This window comes from Ruegeria sp. BC3 (assembly GCF_056539265.1).
This window is the reverse complement of sequence record NZ_JBQFUP010000005.1, coordinates 49,078-68,793: the sequence shown is the minus strand read 5'-3', so window position 1 is coordinate 68,793 and position 19,716 is coordinate 49,078. Positions and strand designations below refer to the sequence as shown.

The window sequence follows — 19,716 nt, the reverse complement described above, 5'->3', positions numbered from 1 at the left end:
AAACTCAGCGTCAATCCGAAACTAGCGTTGCCACTGTAAATCGTTGCGCCAAAGCAGCAAAAACATGGCGGCAAGCAAAACGAAAACCGGAAAGTCTCCGATCCGCGCATAGATGGTCGGAGCCAGAGGCGCGGGCAATTTGGCATCGACATAGCCTGCCTGCCCCAATGCCAATGCGTCGGTAATCCGACCCAAAGGATCAATCATCGCCGACACCCCCGTATTGGCCGATCGCATCATTGGCAGGCCCTGTTCGATCGCGCGCATCTGCGCTTGCGCGAGGTGCTGGTACGGCCCCGAGCGGGTACCGAACCAGGCATCATTGGTGATCTGCAGCAAGAAATCGGCCCGACCAGGGGCCGACAGGACATCCTGCGTAAAAACGGCCTCATAACAGATCAACGGCAAAGCCATGCCCAGTTTGCCCGCGTCCAAGAGGGCCGCGCCAGGCCCAGCGCTAAATCCATTGCCGGTGGTCGCAGCCATTCCGTAGATACCAAACTGCGCCATCACATCGCCAAAGGGCACGTATTCTCCGAACGGGGCAAGGTGATGTTTGTCATAAAGCTCCTGGATCTGGCCCGCCTCATCGAGGTAGATCATCGAGTTGTAGATGCGTGGGCCGTCACCCCTTTGGATACCCAGAAAAACAGGCGTACCCTGAGCCGCATCTGCCACGGCATCCAGATAGGGCTGAGCGCTGCCCAGCCACGCCGGAACAGAGGTTTCAGGCCAGACGATCAGATCAGGTCGCGGGCCAGCGGCTGTAAACTCCAGCTGACGGGCAAAGAACAGCGGAGCATAGTCCGGGTCCCATTTCTGATGCTGCGGGGCGTTCGGTTGAACAAGCCGAACAACATGGTCGGTTTCAGTGACGACCGGACGTGACGCGGCATAGGACAGCGATACGGCGGCCGCCCCGACCGTCAGGCCCAGCGGCACTACAAATCCCATGCGTTCAGACAGGGCTGCGCCCAATGGCAAAGTCGCCAACAGGGTCACAGCGCCAAGACCGTATGGCCCGACCAAAGACAAAAGTTGCGCGACCGGTGTGTCCACCCAAAGCTGCGCTATACCTGCCCAAGGGAAGCCCGTCAGGACATATCCGCGCGCAAATTCCAACAGCGAGATTGAGATGGCCAGAAAAACGGCTTGTGTTACAGGCCGCCCCTTGGGCCGCCGCGCGATCCAAAACGCCACCGCCCAAAACAACGCAAGCCCGCCTGCCATGAAAGTCAGCGCAAATGGGGCCATCCAGCCGTGGCGTTGCACATCAACAAGAAACGGCTCGACTATCCAACTGAGCGCATGGGCAAAGTATCCGGTCGCAAAAGCCCAGCCAAGCCAAGCCGCCCGCCCCCGCGTCTCGGTTGTCAGAAACAGCGGAGCCAGCAGGATCAGAGCGGCGACACTTGCGGGCCAAATCCCAAAAGGAGCAAGGCCAAACGCTGCGACCACGCCCAGCGCCGCCGCAGAAAGCAATCGCAACCAGAATGGCCAGCCCCATGCAGGGTTCATCCAACGCGATCCGGCAACATGACACGCAGGCGCTTGATGCGGCGGGGATCGGCGTCGATCACCTCGAACTCGGGGCCTTCGGGGTGCAGAACTACTTCGCCTCGGGCCGGTACGCGACCGGACAGCATGAAGACAAGACCGCCCAATGTGTCGATCTCTTCTTCGTCCACATCTTCGTGGCTGGTCAGGGATTGGCCGATCTCGGCCTCGAACTCTTCCAGCGGCACACGGGCCTGCACGATGTAACAGCCAGGCTTTTCCTGAACCCACATCTGGCCTTCGTCCGCGTCATGCTCATCCGCAATCTCGCCGACCACCTGTTCAATCAGGTCCTCGATCGAGACCAGTCCGTCAACGCCGCCATATTCGTCAATCACCAGCGCCATGTGGCGGCGTTCGGTCTGCATTTTTGTCAGCAGAACGCCAATCGGCATCGACGGCGGCACAAACAGCAGCGTCCGCAGCATCGAGACTAGATCAAAATCCGATCCCGTGCCGTTGAACCCGTGTGTGAGTGCAAAATCCTTAAGATGGACAAACCCCAACGGCGTATCGAGTGTCCCTTCATAAACCGGAATCCGTGACAGGCCGCTTTCACGGAACACCTGCGCCAGTTCATCTTTGCTGATCGTAGAGGGCACCGATACGATTTCCGCCGTCGGGATGGCGACATCCTCAACCCGCATCCGACGCAGGTTTATCATGCCCCTGGGCTGCACCTTGTCGACCTCGTGTCCGTTGGCCTCGTGAACCTGTTCCTCGCTCTGCGGCGAGAACGCATCCACTATTCGAGAAAAGAAGCCCGCTTTTTCGCTGGCATTTTCACCGCTGTCCTTGGGTTGCGCGCTTTGCGCCGCCATAGAACTGCCGTCTGTATCGCCCATAATCCTGTTCCAAATGATCGGCCAATGTGGCCCCTATTACATACTATATGGGTCATCGATACCCAGTTTGCCAAGTATCTCGACCTCGACCCCCTCCATCAAAGTGGCGTCGGGGTCACGGATGTGATCATAACCCAGCAAGTGCAACGTTCCGTGAATGATCAGATGTGTGACGTGATCATCCATGGATTTTCCCGCTTCCGCCGCCTCGCGCGAACAGGTGTCGTAAGAGATCGCGATATCGCCCAGCGCGATCTCTCCGGTAAAGTCAGGGCTTGGCAGGTCCGGGGAATCCCCGGCTTTTTCAGCAACCAAATCCTCGGCTGGCCAGCTGAGCACATTGGTCGGCGTGGGCTTTTCACGAAACTCGGCATTCAGATCGGCAATCCGCGCGTCGTCGCACCCAAGCACACTGACCTCGCACGACTCACTTTGCAGGCCAAGGTGATCCAATACTGCCCCAATTGCGCGCGCAGCCAGCGGTTCCAGCTGTTGCCAGCGGTCATCTTCGATCGTCACGTCAAGGTTCATCGCATCATATCCAAAGCCCAAAGGCTGCGATGGCTATGCAGTCTCGCGGCCCGAGTCGGCCTCATACGCTTCGATAATGGCCGCCACAAGCGGGTGACGCACCACGTCCTTGGAGGTGAAATAGTTGAAGCTGATGTTCGGAATGGTTTTCAGCAACCGTTCGGCGTCTGCCAGACCGGATTGAACGCCGCGTGGCAGGTCAACCTGTGACCGGTCCCCGGTGATAACCATACGGCTACCCTCACCCAGACGGGTCAGGAACATCTTCATCTGCATGGTCGTGGCGTTCTGAGCTTCATCCAGCACTACAAACGCATTCGCCAGTGTTCGGCCGCGCATGAACGCCAGCGGCGCGATTTCGATACGCTTTTCTTCGATCAGCTTGGCCAGTTGCTTACCCGGCAGAAAATCATTCAGCGCGTCATATAGCGGCTGCATGTAGGGATCGACCTTGTCCTTCATGTCGCCGGGCAGATAACCCAGCTTTTCACCAGCCTCGACAGCAGGACGGCTAAGGATAATCCGATCCACGTGTCCGCCGATGAACATCGACACACCAACGGCGACGGCAAGATAGGTCTTGCCCGTTCCGGCGGGCCCAATTCCAAAGGCCAGCTCGTTATTGAACAACGATTGCACATAGGCTTTTTGCGCATCTGTGCGCGGCTCGACCAGCTTTTTGCGCGTTTTGATTTCGACTGTGCCGCCCTTGAACATCTCAAGCTGGTCGCCGTCGCGAGTCCCCGTTCCGGTCTCGGACCCGCCCATGCGCAGCTCACGGTCAACATCGGCCGCTTCGACATCGCGCCCGCCTTCCAGCCGGGTATAGAGGGCTTGCAGAACCTCGATCGCCTGTTTCTGAGCGTCCTCGTCGCCCATGACAACCAGCTGATTCCCGCGGCGTACGATCTGAACGGACAGCTTGTGCTCAATATCCGTCAGATTGCGGTCATATTCGCCGCAAAGGTCTATTAACAATCGGTTGTCTGGAAACTCAACAAACGCTTCGCGCTGAGGCATTTCATCTTGCGGTGGGGTAAGGGCACCGATGGCCAATCCGCTCTCCTGATCTTGGCGTTTCACCCCGAGCGTAGACAAGAAATCTTGGTGGGCGCAAGCCACAGATTCATTTTTTCCTGGCCGGATGGCAAAACGGCCCACGCTGAGAAATGGAATGCCAGGTCAACGCTCGAGCCGAGAATCAGAACCGGTAGTTCAATCCGATCTTTAGACCATGGTATTTCGGCGTGGATCTGGTCGAGGTTCCGTTGTCGAACCGAACATCCTCGGCGCTGAACTGAACGTATTCGTATTCGCCCGTAATCGACCAGTGTTCGGTCAGATTGTGTTCGGCCCCGATACTGGCGGAGAAGCCACTGCGACGTCCACTGTCCTCGAAGGATTGGATGGCCGACCGGGTGGCCTGCTGACTTGTGGTTTCGATGTCGCCGTTCACGTATCCGGCTGACACATAGTACAGAACGGTACCGCTGCGGTTGGTCAGACCGTTACGCAGACGAATCGAGAATACGTTCGACACTTTGGACCCGCCGCTGACAGCATTGCCGTCCACCTGGCCTGTGGCCGTGTCGTCGAGCGAGCCGAACTCGTATCCAAGCTCGAATCCGTAGACATAGTCGCGCCCGCCTTTTGCAGGCAGAACACCACGCCAGCCCGCGCGCAGCCCCCCCAGAGTGCCACTCAGATCCAGCTCACCGACTTCCGAGGTTCCGTTTGGTGTGTTCAACCCAAACCGTTCGTCTCCGCCCAGGGCATAGAGGCCAGTTGTTCCCAGATAAAAGGCGCTGACGTCGCTTCCGAACCGCTTGGGATCGATGACCGGAGGATCAGCAAGTCCTTGGTCCAGATTGCCCGCCACTGTCGTTCCGGGAAGAACCGTAAAGGCGATCACAACCGACAGAGCGGATTTCAACAGCAGTCCACTAAAACGTTCCAAAGTCTTCACTCGTACCCTTTCCATTGCCCGCACCGACCACCCGGCCCGAACAGATATGGTTCCCGCGAGGCCCAAAACCCTAGGCCCCTAGAAAAGCTGATTTTTCTCGGAACATAGTTCCAAGTGATAAATCAAGGGTTAATTTGGAATTAACAGATCACAATGGTTTCCAAACACCGGATAAATCCGGGGTTACAGCAACACACCGCCAAGTGAATTGGCACCGGACGAGGTGATCTGCACGTCTCTAAGCTCGCCAACGGCCACATCGGCGTCGGACACGTGAACCGAATGAAGATACTCGGATTTTCCGACCATCTGCCCTGGCAAACGGCCCGCCTTTTCGAACAGAACTTTGACGTTCCGGCCAACCATGGCGTCCTGAATCTCGCGCTGATGGCGGGTGATCAGGGCCTGAAGGAGCTGCAGGCGGTCATCCGCCGCCTCAGGATCAACTTGAGACCGCTCGGCAGCCGGAGTTCCGGGTCGGGTCGAGTACTTGAACGAATACGCGTAGCCGTATTTGACCTCTTCCACCAAATCCATTGTGGCCTGGAAGTCTTCTTCGGTCTCTTCAGGGAAGCCCACGATAAAGTCGCCGGACATCACAATATCCGGGCGCGCGGCGCGGATACGTTCGATCAGGCGCAAATAGCTTTCGGCGGTGTGGCTGCGATTCATCCGCTTGAGGATCCGATCCGAACCCGACTGAACCGGCAGGTGCAGATAGGGCATCAACTTTTCGCAGGTCCCGTGCGCCTCGATCAAATCATCGGCCATGTCGTTGGGATGTGACGTGGTAAAGCGGATGCGCTCCAGCCCGTCGACCTTATTGAGTTCCCAGATCAGCCCGGCCAGGGTCATGTCTCCGTTCGGACCCGCGCCGTGATAGGCGTTGACGTTCTGGCCCAGCAAAGTGATCTCGCGCACGCCGCGTTCGACCAAATCCTGCGCCTCGCGCAGAATACGATCGGCGGGACGGCTGACCTCGGCCCCGCGCGTGTAGGGCACCACGCAGAAGGCGCAGAACTTATCGCAGCCTTCCTGCACGGTCAGAAACGCGGTCGGGCCACGTTTGGCTTTGGGACGGGTTTTGAGCTTTTCGAACTTGTCCTCTTCGGGGAAGTCCGTGTCCAGCGCTTTGGCACCCGTGCGGGTCTTGGCCTCCATCTCGGGGAGGCGGTGATAGCTTTGCGGCCCGACAACCAAGTCCACCATCGGCTGACGGCGCATGATCTCTTCGCCTTCGGCCTGCGCGACGCAGCCCGCAACACCGATCTTGAGGTCGGGTTTTTCGCTTTTCAGTCCCTTGAAACGGCCAAGCTCGGAGTAGATCTTTTCAGCCGCTTTTTCGCGGATGTGACAGGTGTTCAGCAGAATCATATCCGCATCATCAGGGCTTTTGGTTTCCACATAGCCCTGCCCGCCCAGAGTTTCCGCCATACGCTCGCTGTCGTAGACGTTCATCTGGCAACCATAGGTCTTGATGTACAGCTTTTTTGGTTCTGACATGAAAACGGCCTTTGCATTCGCGGGACCGGCGTCGTCTATACCCAACGAACGCCGCTTGCAATGGCGACGCGATTACCCGATTTTGGCCCGAAACTCCAGCAAGGCAGCAGCGGACAGGCAATGCAATACGAATCCCTCGACAGTTTCCTGCAAACGGGCAAGGCGGCGCTGACCAAGGGGCCCGTAGCATTGGTTTTTGTCGAGGACGAGGTCGAAATCGACAGCACCATCCGGCATCATCTGAACCTTGGCTTCAAATCGGTGATCGTCTTCATGCCGCAGGCCTTTGGACTGAATCCCGAGCTTTCTGACCGCATCCACCGTGTAACGCTCAGCTGTGTCCCGCGCACGGTCGTGTTTGAGACGATCAACCGAATCATCGAGGCGGCTCCGGGTCTTTGGATGTACTACTGCTACAACGCGGAATACCTGTTTTTCCCGTTCTGCGAGACGCGGACAGTTGGCGAAATGCTGGCGTTCCACACCGAAGAGCGACGGGACGCGATGCTGACCCATGTGGTCGACCTGTATGCAGATGATCTGGATGCATTTCCGAACGCGGTTGCCCCGGAACGGGCAATGCTGGATCGCACAGGCTATTTTGCTCAGGCTCGGTTGGACGCAAAGAAGCACCCCAAAGAGCGTCAACTGGATATGTCTGGCGGGCTGCGGTGGCGGTTCGAGGAACACGTGCCGGTCCAAAGCCGCAGAATCGACCGCATCACGCTGTTCAAATCCAAACCTGAATTAGCTCTGCGGTCCGATCACACCTTCACTGATGAGGAATACAACACCTATTCCTGCCCGTGGCACCACAATCTGACGGCTGCAGTCTGTTCGTTCCGGGCGGCCAAGGCGTTGAAAACCAATTCGGGGTCAACCTTCGACATCCCGACCTTCCGCTGGCGTAACTCGATTCCGTTCGAATGGTCGTCAAACCAGTTGCTTGAGCTGGGGTTGATCGAAACGGGCCAGTGGTTCTGACCCGCTTTCTTTGCCCAAACAGTGCGTGATTACCGCCGCAGCAGTACCGGGAACCAGTCTTCACGCAGGCGCTGACCCGGCTCCATGTCATGCCCCGGATACGGTGGTGACGTACGGCCAGGCCGCTCGACATAGCGGGCATCGTCCCCGACCAGACGTAGTGAAAAGGCGCGTCGGCGGCTATCTGATTGATTTCCCCGTGCGCCGTGCAGCGTGCGGTAATTGAAGGCCACGGCGTCGCCCGGCTCCATCTCGAACTCGACCACCCGCATCCCTTCTGCGTCAGGGTCCGGAACGGCGATGTACTGGCCTTCGTCGGGAAAGAACCCTTCTTCCGAAACCCACCGAGTTGGCAGCACCTCTTTTTCCCACCGGTGCGAACCGGCGACGCATCGCAACGTCGCCTGCGTGACCGGATCAAGCGGCGACCAGAAGCTGATCGTTTGCTGACCTTCCACAAAGTAATACGGGCCGTCCTGATGCCACGGCGTCGCCATCGAGGTTCCGGGCTCTTTGACCAATACATGGTCATGGAACATCTGAACGGTGTCAGACTGCATCAAATCTGCCGCAACTTCAGCGGCTGGCGAGTCCTGAATGACCGCCTGAAATTGCTCAATCCGCGACCAGTTGCAATAATCGTCGAAAAACCGGCCGGTTTCGCCTTCTTTCTTGTTCTCAGAGGCATAGGGGCCGGGTTCTGCCATATTCGCGGCGATCCCATCCCGCAGGGCCTCAACATGGTCAGCGAACAGCCCCTTGATCAGGACCACGCCGTCCTGCTGATAGGTGTCAATCATCTCTCGCGTAACCAGAGGGTGCGTCATCTGTATCTCCGTGCCGGTGGTCTGCCGATCTGTGCATGGATAACCCCTCTGTTCAAATAATATCTTTCTAAGTTAGGTTTAATTTCATGTTATATATTTCACTTCGCCAGTACGAATATGTGTGCGCAATTGGGCGCTTTGGCAGCTTGTCCGCGGCTGCGCAGCAGCTGAACGTTTCGCAACCAGCCTTGTCCACTGCCCTGACCCGTGTCGAATCGCATCTGGGCTATCCGCTTTTCACACGCAAACGCGGAGCGGCAATGGCGCTGACACCGCAAGGTCGCAGGTTCATAGAGGACGCCGAGATTCTTCTGGCAAGCGCCGCTCGCCTTGAAGGGGCAGATGAGGTCAGAGCAAACAAGACCCAGTTGCGACTGGGGTGCTTCGTGGACCTCGCTCCGTTCATCTTGGCTAAGGCGCTGCGTCACTTACGCGCTGCACTGCCGGATCTGACGATTATGTACAAAGTGGACGGGTTTGAAGGGCTGATATCGGATCTGGTTGATGGGCGCATCGACCTGGCGGTGACCTACGGCCTGAGCATGGATGCCGGTTTCCAACAACAGACCCTGTTTCCCAGTCGTCCCAACGCCATCGTAGCCCCTGATCATCCTTTGGCGCGGAACAGCTCTGTTTCGCTGAGCGAACTGGCCGCCTACCCTCTGATCCTGTCCAACGAAGGCTTGTCGGCGCAACACGTGCTAGGGCTTTTTCGGCAACTTGGATTAAATCCTTCGGTCGCTCATCGGGCCGCTTCACTGGAAATTCAGCGGAGCCTGGCTGCCCACCACGAAGGGGTCGCGGTAAGTTACGCCAACCCACCCTCAGATCGCAGCTATGATGGGATGCCCCTGATCAGTCGCCCGGTCCGGGACGACATCGCCGCAGAACCAGTTGTGCTGGCGCGCCATGGCACAGGTCCTGCGGACCCAGACACGGCTCAAGCGGAAAAGTTTCTGACAGAGGTTTTGGCCTAAGTTACTTTTTCCGCAGCCGGATCACGACGTCGACGGACGCGATCTCTACCCCTTCGGGTGCCTCAGGAAGGCGCTGAATCACCAACTGGTCCGACGGTGCATCGCTCAGGCGGCTTTCGTCTTCCCAGTAGAAGTGCGGGTGATCATGCGTATTGGTGTCGAAATAGCTTTTCGACCCGTCAACCGTGATTTCCTGCAGAACGCCAGCCTCACAAAACGCACGCAGCGTGTTGTAGACTGTCGCCAGCGACACGGCATCACCGTTCTTTTTGGCGGCCTCGAACAGGCTTTCGGCCGTGACATGCCGGTGCAGGCCGTCGCCGACCAGCAGTTCAGCCAAAGCGACGCGCTGGCGCGTCGGACGCAGCCCTGCGTCCACCAACCATTCCGTGGCTCTGTTTTGGCTCTGAGGTGTCATTATCCGAAACCTAATTGTTGCTTATCCATATATAAGTGCGGTGTTCGGGAAATTTCAAATGAAATTCATTCGCAAAGAATGCCATCTGAAGAAGAGGATGTGACCTGGTGGTCTTGCAGGACCTTGCATACGGGTGCTAGACGAGGCCAGATATAACGAACGGACCCCTGGCAGGAGAGGCGGCAGAATGGCCCAATTCCCGAGCAGCTTTGACAAGGACGATCTGCTGAAATGCGCCCGTGGCGAATTATTCGGCCCCGGCAATGCCCAGTTGCCTGCACCGCCGATGCTGATGATGGACCGGATCACCGACATCTCGGCCGATGGCGGCGCGCATGGAAAAGGCCATGTCCTGGCTGAATTCGATATCACCCCGGATCTGTGGTTCTTTGACTGCCATTTCCCCGGCAACCCGATCATGCCCGGCTGTCTGGGCCTGGATGGCCTGTGGCAGTTGACTGGGTTCAACCTGGGCTGGCGTGGCTGGCAGGGGCGCGGCATGGCTGTTGGCGTGGGCGAGGTCAAGCTGACCGGCATGGTGCGCCCGGACCGCAAGATGCTGACCTATAAAATCGATTTCAAAAAAGCGATCCAGACGCGCCGCCTGACAATGGGTGTTGCGGATGGAATCGTCGAAGCGGACGGTGAAATGATTTACGACGTTAAAGACATGAAAGTCGTTCTGTCCGAAGCCTGAGCCTGACCGGCCTGAAAGTAAGGAGCACGCATATGCGTCGAGTAGTTGTCACCGGTTTGGGGATTGTCTCCTCCATCGGGAACAATGCCGAAGAGGTGCTGGCCTCTCTCAAGGCCGGGAAATCCGGTATCGAGGCCAATGAACAGATGGTCGAACACGGCTTTCGCAGCCAGATCGCCGGTTCGATCAAGATCGACGTGGCCGAGCACGTGGACAAGCGCACCCTGCGCTTCATGGGCCCCGGTGCCGCCTATGCGCATATCGCGATGAGCCAGGCGATCGCAGATGCGGGACTAACCGAAGATCAGGTCGTTAACCCACGTACCGGCCTTGTTGCGGGTTCCGGCGGTCCGTCCACCAGCGCGATGCTGACCGCACACCAGACGGTGCTGAAGACCGGCGCGACCAAGCGTATCGGGCCATTTGCTGTTCCAAAATGCATGTGCTCGACGATTTCGGCCAACCTGGCGACCGCGTTCAAGATCAAAGGCATCAACTACTCGATCACGTCGGCCTGCTCGACCTCGCTGCACTGCATCGGCAATGCTGCGGAACAGATCATGCTAGGCAAACAGGACATCATGTTCGCGGGCGGCGGCGAAGAACTGGACTGGACCCTGTCCTGCCTGTTCGACGCGATGGGCGCAATGTCGTCAAAGTACAACGACACCCCCGAAAAGGCATCCCGCGCCTTTGACGAAAACCGCGACGGGTTTGTCATCTCGGGCGGCGGCGGAATTGTCGTCCTCGAAGACCTTGAACATGCGCTGGCACGGGGCGCCAAGATTTATGCCGAAGTGACTGGCTATGCAGCCACATCTGACGGCCACGACATGGTGGCCCCATCGGGTGAAGGCGGCGAGCGCGCGATGCGTCTGGCCCTGTCGACCGTGCCCGAAGGTCGTAAAGTGGGCTATATCAACGCCCACGGCACCTCGACCCCAGTCGGAGACGTAGGCGAAGTTGAGGCCGTCCGTCGCATCTTTGGCGAAGGCAACGTGCCGCCGATTTCATCTACCAAATCCATGACCGGCCACGCGCAAGGCGCGGCCGGTGCGCTCGAGGCGATTTTCTGTCTGCTGATGCTGGATAATGATTTCATTACGCCGTCGATTAACGTCGACACTCTTGCCGAAGGCATCCAGCCCGGTGAAATTGCAACGGAAGTTGTTGAAAACGCAGGACTAGACAGTGTCATGACCAACAGCTTCGGCTTTGGTGGCACGAACGGGTCCATGGTTCTGTCGAAGTATAACGGGTGAGTATGATGTCGGATCTTCTTAAAGGCAAACGCGGCCTGATTATGGGCGTGGCGAACGACCGCTCGATCGCGTGGGGTATCGCCAAAGCCATGCACGAGGCTGGCGCTGAACTGGCGTTCACCTATCAGGGCGAGGCATTCGGAAAACGATTGGAGCCGCTGGCCCAAAGCCTTGGCAGCGATTTCATGGTGGATGCGGATGTCACGGACGACGCTTCGCTGGATCGCGCATTCGACGAGCTTGGGGCGCGCTGGCCAACGATTGACTTCGTCGTCCACGCAATCGCTTATTCGGATAAATCCGAACTGACGGGCCGGTTCCTGAACACCACACGAGCCAACTTCAAGCACTCGCTGGACGTTTCGGCCTATTCCTTCATCGAAGTTGCGCGCCGCGCCTATCCGTTGATGAAGGATAATGGCGGCACGCTGCTGACTCTGACCTATCAGGGCTCGAACAAGGTTGTACCGAACTACAATGTCATGGGCGTGGCCAAGGCCGCGCTGGAATCCGCGACCCGCTATCTGGCCAACGATCTGGGCCCCGAAGGCATCCGCGTGAACGCGATCTCGCCCGGTCCGATGAAAACGCTGGCGGGTGCGGCAATCGGTGGCGCGCGCAAGACATACAAGTTCTGCGATCAGAACGCGCCGATGCGTTCGAACGCGACGCTTGAGGCCGTGGGCGGCACTGCAGTTTACCTGACTTCTGACGCTGGTGCCTGTACGTCGGGCGAGATCATCCGCGTCGACGGTGGCTTCCACATTTTGGGTATGCCGCAACCCGATCACATGTGACCCGATCTTTCCCTGCCGGTGCCAAGATTTGACCATCTTTCACAGGCAGGGATAGCGGCATGAGCAAGACCGATCACATCCTCTCAAGCAATGCCCGTTCACGCAGCCGGTCCGGGTTTCTGGGCAAACGCGGACGCATTGCGCTGCTGGCGCTTACAACCCTGTTAATGCTGTTCGTATTTTTCACGCAGCCGCAGGTGCGCGCCGCCATTGACGGTTGGATCAGCCTTTAGTCAGGCTGACCCGAGTTTTTGCAGGCTGGTCTAGTTGACCGAAACAACCTCGATATCAAAAATCAGATCCTGCCCCGCCAAAGGGTGGTTTGCATCCAGCGTCACGGTCGCCTCATCGGCCTCGACAACGGTGACGGGCAAAGCCTGACCGTCCGGGGTTTGCATCTGCAACTGGGTGCCCGGGTCCAGCGGAATATCATCGGGGATACCTTCGCGCGGGATTTGCTGACGCGCAGCCGGATTGATCGGACCATAGGCATCAACACAGGCAATCTCGACCCGTTTCTTATCCCCAACGGCCAGCCCCGGCATGGCCGAATCCAACCCCGGAATGATCTGCCCCGACCCGACGACGAATTCCAGCGGTTCGCGTCCTTCGGAACTGTCGAAGACGTTCCCGTCCAACAGCGTTCCTGTGTAGTGGATGCGAACCGTGTCGCCTTGTTTGATTTCGGTCATGTTGGCCTCCGGCCTATATAGGGTTGAGCGGCCAAGCCTAGGGGCTGACACGACATTGTAAACCCCGCCCTCTTTTCTTAGCCCTCGTTGTTATGCAAACCTGCCGCTGACGCACCGGAGGGGGGCCAGATGCCTATTAAGACCTGCATATTCGATGCCTATGGAACGCTGTTCGACGTGGCGGCTGCGGCCCGGCAAGCGGCCGGGGAACCCGAATTTGAAGCGCTACAGAAGAAATGGCCCGAACTGGCCAATCACTGGCGCCTGAAACAACTGCAATACACTTGGTTACGTGCGATCACGGATGCCCATACGGACTTCTGGGATGTAACCCAGGATGGTCTGGACTGGGCCCTTGAAGCCACGGGACTGGACGGCGACGCCACGATGCGCCAGCGTTTGCTTGATCTCTATTGGGAGCTGCAGGCCTATCCCGAAGTCCCCGAGATGTTGCGGGCGCTGAAAGAAGACGGGCTGCAAACGGCAATCGTGTCGAACGGGTCGCCGCCGATGCTGGACGGAGCAGTTGAATCCGCCGGAATCGGCGACGTTCTGGACGACGTTTTGTCGGTAGAAAGCGTTGGTGTCTTCAAGCCGGATTCGCGGGTCTATGATCTGGTGCAGAACCGGTTCGGGTGCGAACGCGACGAAGTTCTGTTTGTCAGCTCAAATGGTTGGGACGCCGCCGGTGCCAGTGGTTATGGCTTTGTCACCGCGTGGGTCAACCGCGCTGGCGAGCCAGTAGACCGCTTGCCATGGCGCCCTGCGCATGTACTGTCCGACCTGACCGCGATTCCTCAACTGGCTGGGCTTTAATGGCGTTTTTCACAACCTCTGATGACAGGCAGATTTACTTTGAGGATCATGGGTCAGGGACACCCGTACTCTGCCTTGCAGGTCTGACGCGGAATTGCAGGGACTTTTCGTTCCTCGCCCCGCATCTGAGCGATATGCGCATGATCGCCATGGACTATCGCGGACGGGGACGGTCAGATCGTGATCCCGACTACATGAACTACAACATCTTTCGCGAATCGCAGGATGCGCTCGAGCTTTTGGACCATCTTGGTCTCGACCGTGTGAATGTCATCGGAACCTCACGCGGGGGCCTGATCGCAATGGCCCTTGCGGCCAGCCACCCCGAACGGTTGCTAAGCGTGGTCCTCAACGATGTTGGCCCGGTTTTGGAACCTGCGGGCATTGCCAAGATCATGGACTACCTTGGCAAACCGCCCGTTTCGAAGACCTATGATTTGGCTGCAAAAGCGCTGCATATCGCAATGGCCCCGCAGTTTCCGGACGTACCGCTGGAACGCTGGCAAGAGGTTGCGGAGATTCAGTTTGAAAAGACTGCGGATGGGCTTGGCTTGACTTATGACCCCGCTCTACGCACCGCCATTCTGGAACAGGCGGCCGTCGGCGCGGCTCCGGATCTGTGGATGTTCTTTGAAGCACTCAAGGATATTCCTACTGGGGTTATCCGGGGCGAGAACTCGGACGTTCTGAGCAAGGGTACATTGACCGAGATGAGCAATCGCCACCCGGTCCTTTTGTCGGCCGAGATACCGGGTCGGGGTCACGTCCCCTTTCTGGACGAGCCGCAGGCGCTTGACCTTATTCGCAAAATTCTGGTGGACGCATGAGTAGTTTGGAAATGATCGAAGCCGCCGCGCGGCGGCTCAAGGGGCATGTTCGGGAAACGCCGATACTGTCATCGCCTTTTCTGGACGAAATCGCTGGCCGCCGTGTGCTGGTGAAGCCCGAGTGTCTGCAACACACCGGCAGCTTCAAGTTTCGTGGTGCCTGGTCGGCGATCTCGGCGCTCAGCGACGCAGATCGGCAGCGCGGCGTCATCGCCTATTCCTCGGGCAACCACGCGCAAGGCGTGGCCCATGCGGCGGCCCTGCACGGCGTATCCTCCGTGATTGTCATGCCGTCCGATGCGCCGCAGCTAAAGATCGACAACACCCGCGCCTTGGGTGGCGAGGTCGTTTTGTATGACCGCGCGAACGAAAGCCGGGAAGAGATTGGCGAAGCATTGGCTTCGGACCGCGGCCTGACCCTGATCCGTCCCTATGACGAACCGCAGGTCATCGCTGGCCAAGGCACTGTCGGGCTGGAACTGGCGCGCCAGGCTGCTGATCTGGGCGTCGACAAGGCCGATGTTCTGGTGTGCTGCGGCGGGGGCGGGTTGACCTCGGGCATCGCGCTGGCGCTGGAAGGTCACGCGCCCGGCCTACGCGCCCGGCCCTGCGAGCCTGAGGGGTTCGATGACGTCAAACGATCTCTGGCTACTGGCAAGGTCCAAAGCAACGCGGCCACCTCGGGTAATATCTGCGACGCGATCCTGACACCGCAGCCCGGGCAGATCACATTCCCGATCCTGAACCGATTGTGCGGTCCCGGCCTTTCGGTTTCAGAGCAGGAAGCGCTCAGCGCTATGGCGCAAGCGTTCCTGCGCCTCAAGATCGTTCTGGAACCGGGCGGGGCAGTGTCGCTGGCTGCGGCGCTGTATCGCGCGGAAGAGGTCCAGGGCGACACGGTGATCGTTGTGGCCTCGGGGGGGAACGCGGACCCGGAAGTCTTTGGTAAAGCACTGGAATACCTGACCTGACAAGCCGCTCGGGCTGGGGCAAGTTGGCAATTGGACATAGGACGACGGGGATAGAGTCTTGCAGATCGCAGACCTTGGAGACGTGCAAATTCACTATCGAATAGATGGTGATCCGGATGGTGCACCGATAGTATTCGCCAATTCGCTGGGCACCGACTTGCGGCTTTGGGACGATATGCTGCCGCACCTTCCCGAAGGGCTGCGCATTATCCGCTTTGACAAACGTGGCCACGGATTGTCCTCGCAACCGCCTGCACCCTATTCGATGGGTGCGCTGGTGCGCGACGTGGAAGGCCTACTTGACCTGCTTGAGGTGCGCGATTGTCTGTTTGTCGGCCTGTCGATCGGCGGGCTGATCGGACAAGGGCTGGCGGTCAAACGTCTGGATCAGGTCCGCGCACTTGTATTGTCGAATACGGCGGCCAAGATCGGCATCCCGTCGATCTGGCAAGAGCGCATGGATGCGGTGCGAACAGGCGGGATTGAGGCGCTGGCAGATGCCACTATGGAACGCTGGTTCTCAAAAGCTTATCGCGCGACGCCTGAGCACCTGCTGTGGCGCAACATGATGGTGCGCCAACCGGTCGACGGGTATCTGGGCTGCTGCGCCGCCATTTCGGGCACCGATTTCTACACTCCGACCAGCGGCCTTCGCCTGCCTACTCTGGGCATTGCAGGCAGCGAAGACGGATCGACCCCACCCGATCTTGTGCGGGAAACGGTCGAATTGATCCCCGGCGCACGGTTCGAGTTGGTGCGCCGTGCCGGGCACTTGCCATGTGTCGAGCAACCGGCAGAATACGCGGCACTGCTGCAGAGTTTCATGACCGAAATCGGGCATATCTGAAGGAGCGCCGGTGTGGCTGATTTTCTATTCGTCCACGGATCCTGTCATGGCGCGTGGTGCTGGCGCGATCTGATCCCTGCTATTGAGGCTTTGGGACACAGCGCCCGTGCGATAGACCTGCCCAGCCATGGCGCCGACCCGACACCGATTGCAGATGTTACGTTGGACAGTTGCCGCGACGCGGTACTGGCGGCGAGTAAACCGCAAACGATCATCGTCGGGCATTCCTGGGGCGGTTACCCGATCAGCGCCGCGGCCGAAGCCGCGCCGGACGCCATGCGCGCCTTGATCTATGTGGCTGCCTACGTTCCGCAGGATGGCCTGTCGATGGTCGAGATGCGCAAGCTGTCGCCACGCCAGACAATTCACGACGCGGTCGAGAAATCCACCGACGGGCTGTCCTATACGGTCAAACCGGATATGGTGCGGGACCTTTTCTACCACGATTGCCCGCCCGACGTGCTTCCCTATGCCTTTGCGCGACTATGCCCGCAGGCTATTGCGCCACAAAACACCCCTCTGCCCACCAGCGACAGGTTTGCCGGTGTTCCAAAGGCCTATATCCGCGCCACGGACGATCACACGATCCCGACCGAGTATCAGGCGCAGATGAGCCTGAATGCCCCCGAAGCGATGCGTCACACCATCGACAGCTCGCATTCACCTTTCTTTGCACAGCCTCAGAAACTGGCTGATTTATTGGACAAAATCGAAAAGGATCTCGCCGGATCACAAGTCTGAACGCGTCCCTTTCCACCTGCACCTGCTGCAGGTAAGGTCCGCCCAAATTGTCATCCTAACGGTTCCAATGCGCCTGCCCTTCTTCTTTGTCCTTCTCACGGTCATGATCGACGCCATGGGTATCGGTCTGGTGCTGCCGATCATGCCCGAACTGATCGTCGAGGTTCAGGGCGGTTCGTTAGCGACGGCGGCGATCTGGGGCGGTATCCTCAGCACCGCGTTCGCCGCGATGCAGTTCGTTTTCGGGCCCATCTTGGGCAACTTGTCAGACGCCTACGGACGGCGGACTGTTCTGTTGGTCTCGTTATTCGTCATGTCCTTGGACTACGTGGTTATGGCACTTGCCGGCAGCATCTGGCTGCTTTTGGCCGGGCGCATCATCGGAGGCATAACAGCGGCCACACATGCAACTGCCGCAGCGTTCATGGCCGATGTGTCCAAACCACACGAAAAGGCGGCCAACTTCGGTTTGCTCGGCGCAGCCTTTGGCGTTGGGTTTGTATTTGGACCGGTATTGGGTGGGCTGCTGAGTGAATACGGAACGCGAGCGCCGTTCTGGGCAGCGGCAGGCCTGTCCTTTCTGACCTTCGCTATCGGCGTGTTTGTCATGCCCGAAACCGTCACGGACAAAACCCGCCGTGTGTTCAATCTGCGCCGTGCAAATCCGGTGAACTCACTGCGGGCCATCGCTTCGTTGCCCGGCATCAGGCCCATGCTGTGGGTCTATTTCCTGTATTCCGTTTCAATCTACGTCTATCCCGCCATCTGGGCATATTTCACCACCGAACGGTTTGGCTGGTCGCCGCAGATGATCGGCCTTTCTCTAGGGGTCTATGGGATCGGTATGGCCGCAGTTCAGGGCGGCCTGATCCGCCCCGCAACCAAGTATCTGGGGGAACGGGTCACAATCGTCTATGGGATGTTGTTCGAACTGTTCAGCTTCCTCCTTCTGGCTTTTTTGACCAATGGCGTGATTGCCCTGATGCTGATCCCCGTGACCGCAATCGGAGCGGTCGTGACCCCCGCCCTGCAAGCCCTGATGTCGCGTGCGACCCCGGATTCGCAACAGGGTGAGCTGCAGGGCGTTCTGACGTCCTTGCATGCGCTGTCGATGGTCATTGCCCCGCTGGTCATGACCAGTGTTTTCGCGCAGTTCATCAAACCCGGCGCGCCGATCTATCTGCCCGGCGCGCCGTTCCTCTTGGCGTTGGTCTTGATGGTCATCGGACTGTTTGTATTTGTCCGCTCACGTAGGGTCATGGCGTAACAACGACATCGCTTTGGCGGATTCCGCCTTGCAGCGCCTCCGTTAGCGCGCCACCGTGGCGCAAAGGGAGAGAGGGACAGCATGCAAACCATCAAAGCCGCCGTGTGCCGGGCGTTCGGTGAACCTCTGGTCATTGAAGACGTTCAGATCGCGCCACCCAAAACAGGCGAGGTCGAAGTGACACTGGATGCCGTGGCGATTTGCCATTCGGACATTTCATTCGCCAGCGGCGCGTGGGGTGGTCACCTTCCGGCCGTCTACGGACATGAGGCCGCGGGTATCATCACCGCCACCGGTGATGCGGTCGGAGAATTCAAGGTGGGTGATCCGGTTGTGGTCACCCTTATACGTGCCTGCGGGTCTTGCCCCTCATGCGCGGGCGGCAAGCCAACGATTTGCGAAACGCCCTATGACACGGTGAATGGCCCCTTGCGTACGGCAGATGGCGGGCCGCTCGAACAGGCCATGGCCTGCGGGGCCTTCGCAGAGAAGGTCGTCGTCAGTCACCGGCAAATCGTGAAAATCCCCCCATCCATGCCCAAAGATGTCGCCAGCCTGTTGTCCTGCGGCGTAATCACCGGGGTCGGCGCTGCAGTGAACGCCGCCGGGCTACGCCCCGGTCAGGACGTGGTCGTGATCGGCGCAGGCGGCGTCGGGCTGAACGCGATCCAAGGGGCTCGTATTGCGGGTGCGCGCCGTATTGTGGCCGTGGACATGACCGAAGAGAAGCTGGCCATTGCCAAAGAGTTCGGCGCGACCCATGGTGTACTCGCCGACCAAAAAGCTCCGTGGAAGGCCGCCTACAAGGCGCTGGGCGGTCGTGGAGCAGACGCGGTGCTGATCACCGTTGGCGCGATTCCGGCTTATGATCAAGCGCCCCGTTACCTGGGTCAGGGAGGCAAGGCGATCATGATCGGGATGCCTCATTCCGGTGATATGGCCAGCTATGAACCCGTCGTTCTGGCCGCGTTGGGCCAGGGTCTGGTGGGGTCGAAAATGGGCGACGTTGTCATTCAGCGCGATATCCCCTGGATGATCGACCTTTATGAACAAGGTCGTCTGAAATTAGACGAACTGATCTCGGGCCGGTGGAGCCTGTCGCAGATCAATGACGCGATTGAGGACACCAAAACCGGTTCCGCCAAACGCAACGTCGTCGTTTTCGATCGGGACTAAGCCAACACGACCGGA

Annotated in this window: 22 protein-coding genes; 13 read left to right on the top strand and 9 right to left on the bottom strand. The window is 58.8% G+C overall.

Annotated features, from left to right (window positions below; genetic code table 11):
• Window positions 1-21: 21 nt before the first annotated feature.
• From lnt to miaB, 6 genes are all read right to left on the bottom strand, one after another.
• Window positions 22-1,518: an apolipoprotein N-acyltransferase gene (lnt, locus tag ACR0MV_RS14920; protein ID WP_480702613.1), complete on the bottom strand. Its 1,497-nt coding sequence runs from the start codon at window positions 1,516-1,518 to the stop codon at window positions 22-24.
• Window positions 1,515-2,402: a hemolysin family protein gene (locus ACR0MV_RS14915; protein ID WP_170465707.1), complete on the bottom strand. Its 888-nt coding sequence runs from the start codon at window positions 2,400-2,402 to the stop codon at window positions 1,515-1,517. Before ACR0MV_RS14915 ends, lnt begins: the two co-directional genes overlap by 4 nt.
• Before the next feature lie 36 nt (window positions 2,403-2,438).
• Window positions 2,439-2,933: an rRNA maturation RNase YbeY gene (gene ybeY / locus ACR0MV_RS14910; RefSeq protein WP_480702612.1), complete on the bottom strand. Its 495-nt coding sequence runs from the start codon at window positions 2,931-2,933 to the stop codon at window positions 2,439-2,441.
• 33 nt (window positions 2,934-2,966) lie between these two features.
• The gene (locus ACR0MV_RS14905; protein ID WP_170426789.1) at window positions 2,967-3,989 is read right to left on the bottom strand and encodes a PhoH family protein; all 1,023 of its coding nucleotides are present in this window, start codon (window positions 3,987-3,989) and stop codon (window positions 2,967-2,969) included.
• Window positions 3,990-4,134: 145 nt separating this feature from the next.
• A complete protein-coding gene (locus tag ACR0MV_RS14900; protein ID WP_480702611.1) occupies window positions 4,135-4,899 on the bottom strand; it encodes an outer membrane protein in 765 nt (254 codons plus the stop codon).
• A 183-nt stretch (window positions 4,900-5,082) separates the two neighbouring features.
• The gene (gene miaB, locus ACR0MV_RS14895) at window positions 5,083-6,402 is read right to left on the bottom strand and encodes a tRNA (N6-isopentenyl adenosine(37)-C2)-methylthiotransferase MiaB (RefSeq protein ID WP_480702610.1); all 1,320 of its coding nucleotides are present in this window, start codon (window positions 6,400-6,402) and stop codon (window positions 5,083-5,085) included.
• A gap of 120 nt (window positions 6,403-6,522) precedes the next feature.
• On the opposite strand from miaB, the gene ACR0MV_RS14890 reads away from it, so the two are divergent.
• Window positions 6,523-7,386 (top strand): glycosyltransferase family protein, encoded by an 864-nt coding sequence (locus ACR0MV_RS14890; protein WP_480702608.1) that lies wholly within the window; start codon window positions 6,523-6,525, stop codon window positions 7,384-7,386.
• A gap of 29 nt (window positions 7,387-7,415) precedes the next feature.
• On the opposite strand, the gene ACR0MV_RS14885 is transcribed toward ACR0MV_RS14890, so the two are convergent.
• A complete protein-coding gene (locus ACR0MV_RS14885) occupies window positions 7,416-8,213 on the bottom strand; it encodes a phytanoyl-CoA dioxygenase family protein (protein WP_480702606.1) in 798 nt (265 codons plus the stop codon).
• A gap of 86 nt (window positions 8,214-8,299) precedes the next feature.
• Between ACR0MV_RS14885 and ACR0MV_RS14880 the strand changes: the two genes are divergently transcribed.
• On the top strand, window positions 8,300-9,190 hold the full coding sequence (locus ACR0MV_RS14880; RefSeq protein WP_480702605.1) for a LysR family transcriptional regulator: 891 nt from the start codon (window positions 8,300-8,302) through the stop codon (window positions 9,188-9,190).
• A 1-nt stretch (window position 9,191) separates the two neighbouring features.
• Here ACR0MV_RS14880 and irrA read toward each other — a convergent pair whose 3' ends face one another.
• Window positions 9,192-9,608, bottom strand: coding sequence for an iron response transcriptional regulator IrrA (irrA, locus tag ACR0MV_RS14875; protein ID WP_170426794.1), 417 nt, complete (start codon window positions 9,606-9,608; stop codon window positions 9,192-9,194).
• A 187-nt stretch (window positions 9,609-9,795) separates the two neighbouring features.
• Between irrA and fabA the strand changes: the two genes are divergently transcribed.
• Genes fabA through ACR0MV_RS14855 form a run of 4 tightly spaced genes read left to right on the top strand, consistent with a single transcriptional unit; the run spans window position 9,796 to window position 12,597 of the window.
• Window positions 9,796-10,305 carry a bifunctional 3-hydroxydecanoyl-ACP dehydratase/trans-2-decenoyl-ACP isomerase gene (fabA, locus tag ACR0MV_RS14870; RefSeq protein ID WP_170326986.1) on the top strand — a complete coding sequence of 170 codons (510 nt, stop codon included), beginning with the start codon at window positions 9,796-9,798 and terminating at the stop codon, window positions 10,303-10,305.
• A 32-nt stretch (window positions 10,306-10,337) separates the two neighbouring features.
• Complete coding sequence (gene fabB / locus ACR0MV_RS14865) at window positions 10,338-11,567, top strand: beta-ketoacyl-ACP synthase I (protein ID WP_480702603.1); 1,230 nt, start codon at window positions 10,338-10,340, stop codon at window positions 11,565-11,567.
• A 5-nt stretch (window positions 11,568-11,572) separates the two neighbouring features.
• On the top strand, window positions 11,573-12,364 hold the full coding sequence (locus ACR0MV_RS14860; RefSeq protein WP_480702601.1) for an enoyl-ACP reductase FabI: 792 nt from the start codon (window positions 11,573-11,575) through the stop codon (window positions 12,362-12,364).
• A gap of 59 nt (window positions 12,365-12,423) precedes the next feature.
• Window positions 12,424-12,597 (top strand): hypothetical protein, encoded by a 174-nt coding sequence (locus ACR0MV_RS14855; protein ID WP_170426797.1) that lies wholly within the window; start codon window positions 12,424-12,426, stop codon window positions 12,595-12,597.
• Window positions 12,598-12,627: 30 nt separating this feature from the next.
• On the opposite strand, the gene ACR0MV_RS14850 is transcribed toward ACR0MV_RS14855, so the two are convergent.
• Window positions 12,628-13,056 (bottom strand): FKBP-type peptidyl-prolyl cis-trans isomerase, encoded by a 429-nt coding sequence (locus ACR0MV_RS14850; protein ID WP_480702600.1) that lies wholly within the window; start codon window positions 13,054-13,056, stop codon window positions 12,628-12,630.
• 129 nt (window positions 13,057-13,185) lie between these two features.
• Between ACR0MV_RS14850 and ACR0MV_RS14845 the strand changes: the two genes are divergently transcribed.
• The 7 genes from ACR0MV_RS14845 to ACR0MV_RS14815 all read left to right on the top strand — a co-directional run bounded on the left by ACR0MV_RS14845 (window position 13,186) and on the right by ACR0MV_RS14815 (window position 19,701).
• Window positions 13,186-13,872 (top strand): haloacid dehalogenase type II, encoded by a 687-nt coding sequence (locus tag ACR0MV_RS14845; protein ID WP_480702598.1) that lies wholly within the window; start codon window positions 13,186-13,188, stop codon window positions 13,870-13,872.
• Window positions 13,872-14,699, top strand: coding sequence for an alpha/beta fold hydrolase (locus ACR0MV_RS14840; RefSeq protein WP_480702597.1), 828 nt, complete (start codon window positions 13,872-13,874; stop codon window positions 14,697-14,699). The genes ACR0MV_RS14845 and ACR0MV_RS14840 overlap by 1 nt, the downstream gene beginning before the upstream one ends.
• A complete protein-coding gene (locus ACR0MV_RS14835; protein ID WP_170426801.1) occupies window positions 14,696-15,670 on the top strand; it encodes a threonine ammonia-lyase in 975 nt (324 codons plus the stop codon). Before ACR0MV_RS14840 ends, ACR0MV_RS14835 begins: the two co-directional genes overlap by 4 nt.
• A 58-nt stretch (window positions 15,671-15,728) precedes the next feature.
• On the top strand, window positions 15,729-16,517 hold the full coding sequence (gene pcaD, locus ACR0MV_RS14830) for a 3-oxoadipate enol-lactonase (protein ID WP_480702596.1): 789 nt from the start codon (window positions 15,729-15,731) through the stop codon (window positions 16,515-16,517).
• A gap of 12 nt (window positions 16,518-16,529) precedes the next feature.
• A complete protein-coding gene (locus ACR0MV_RS14825) occupies window positions 16,530-17,258 on the top strand; it encodes an alpha/beta fold hydrolase (protein WP_170426803.1) in 729 nt (242 codons plus the stop codon).
• A gap of 67 nt (window positions 17,259-17,325) precedes the next feature.
• Window positions 17,326-18,525, top strand: coding sequence for a TCR/Tet family MFS transporter (locus ACR0MV_RS14820; protein ID WP_480702595.1), 1,200 nt, complete (start codon window positions 17,326-17,328; stop codon window positions 18,523-18,525).
• Between the two features lie 81 nt (window positions 18,526-18,606).
• Complete coding sequence (locus tag ACR0MV_RS14815; protein ID WP_480702594.1) at window positions 18,607-19,701, top strand: Zn-dependent alcohol dehydrogenase; 1,095 nt, start codon at window positions 18,607-18,609, stop codon at window positions 19,699-19,701.
• The last annotated feature ends 15 nt before the right edge of the window (window positions 19,702-19,716 follow it).